General features: G+C 70.5%; 2 protein-coding genes. Both read right to left on the bottom strand.

Annotated elements, in window-relative coordinates; all coding sequences use genetic code 11:
- The coding region (locus ACZ6ZT_RS35195) for an adenosylhomocysteinase (protein WP_469724517.1) at positions 1–670 on the bottom strand (670 nt) is incomplete at its 3' end.
- Positions 671–705: 35 nt separating this feature from the next.
- On the bottom strand, positions 706–1,670 hold a 965-nt coding region (locus ACZ6ZT_RS35190), incomplete at its 5' end, for a vitamin B12 dependent-methionine synthase activation domain-containing protein (protein WP_469724516.1).

The following is a 1,670-nucleotide window of genomic DNA, read 5'->3' as shown; positions in this document are numbered from 1 at the left end:
ACTTCGACTTCGTCACCGCGTCGTTCACGTTGATCGCCGGGAAGAGCAGGGTGCCGGCCTGGTGCATCTCGTACAGGCGGTGGACGCCCGTGGTGGTCTCCTCCGTCACGCCCCGGATCTCGGCGGCCAGTGCCGTCCAGTCCAGGGTGGTGGTGGCGAGGAGGCCCAGGACCAGGGCCATTTCCTCGTTCTCCGCCGTGGCCGGGTCCGGGACGGCGCCGGCCTTCTGGTACTCGACGCCCTTGTGGACCAGCAGTGTCGCGTCACCGCCGTCGTCCAGGATCATGTTCGGGCCCGCGTGGCCGGGCCAGGTCAGCGCCTGCTCCGTACACCACCAGTACTCCTCCAGCGTCTCGCCCTTCCAGGCGAAGACGGGGATGCCGGCGGCCGCGATCGCCGCCGCCGCGTGGTCCTGCGTGGAGTAGATGTTGCAGGACACCCACCGGACGTCGGCGCCGAGGGCGACCAGCGTCTCGATCAGCACCGCTGTCTGTACGGTCATGTGCAGAGAGCCGGTGATCCGGGCACCGGCCAGCGGCTGCGCCTCGGCGTACTCCCGGCGGATCGACATCAGGCCGGGCATCTCGTGCTCGGCGAGGGTGATCTCCTTGCGCCCGAAGGCGGCGAGGGAAAGGTCGGCGACCTTGAAATCCGTGAACTCGGCAGACATGGGTCGTGCTCCTTGGAAGGGTGCGGCGGCGGAGGTCATCTGCGGCCTCCCGCGTTGAAGTAGGTGGCCTCGGGGTGGTGCATGACAATGGCGTCGGTGGACTGCTCGGGGTGGAGCTGGAACTCCTCCGAGAGGTGGACGCCGATCCGCTCCGGCCGCAGCAGATCGGCGATCTTCGCCCGGTCCGCCAGCTCCGGGCAGGCCGGGTAGCCGAGGGAGTAGCGGCAGCCCTGGTACTCCGTACGGAACATGCCGTCGACGGAGCCGGGATCGGCTCCCGCGATACCGAGTTCGGCGCGGACGCGGGCGTGCCAGTACTCGGCGAGGGCCTCGGCGAGCTGGACGGAGAGGCCGTGCAGCTCCATGTAGTCGCGGTAGGCGTCCGCCGCGAAGAGACGGGCCGTCTCCTCGCCGATGCGGCTGCCCACGGTGACGACCTGGAAGCCGACGACATCGGTCTCGCCGGACTCCTCCGGACGGACGAAGTCCGCGAGGCAGAGCCGGCGGCCGCGGAGCTGGCGCGGGAAGGTGAAGCGGGTCCGCTCGCCGCCGTCCTCGTCCAGGATGATCAGGTCGTCGCCCTTGGAGACGCAGCGGAAGTAGCCGTGCACCACGGCCGCTTCGAGGAGCCGGGACGTGTGCAGCCGGTCGAGCCAGCCGCGCAGCCGGGGACGGCCCTCGCGCTCGATCGACTCGGCGTGCTTGAGGCCCCACTGGCCCTTGAAGAGCGCCTGCTCGTCCAGCCAGCCCGCGTACTCCTTGAGCGGGATGCCCTTGACGACGCGGGTGCCGAAGAAGGGCGGCTCGGGGACGGGGTGGTCGACGGCCACGTCGGAGCGGCCCGTCTCCTGCGGTTCCCGGACGTCGAGGGCGGCGGCCCGCTGCGGGACACGGCGCTGCTTGAGGGGCGGGAGTGCGACGCCCGGGACTCCCCTTTTGACGCCCATGAGGGCGTCCATGAGGCGGAGTCCTTCGAAGGCGTCGCGGGCGTAGCGGACTT

It is taken from the genome of Streptomyces sp. NPDC102258 (genome assembly GCF_055584685.1).
Note: the sequence above shows the minus strand (reverse complement) of the source record. Positions and strands in the feature narration are given on the sequence as shown.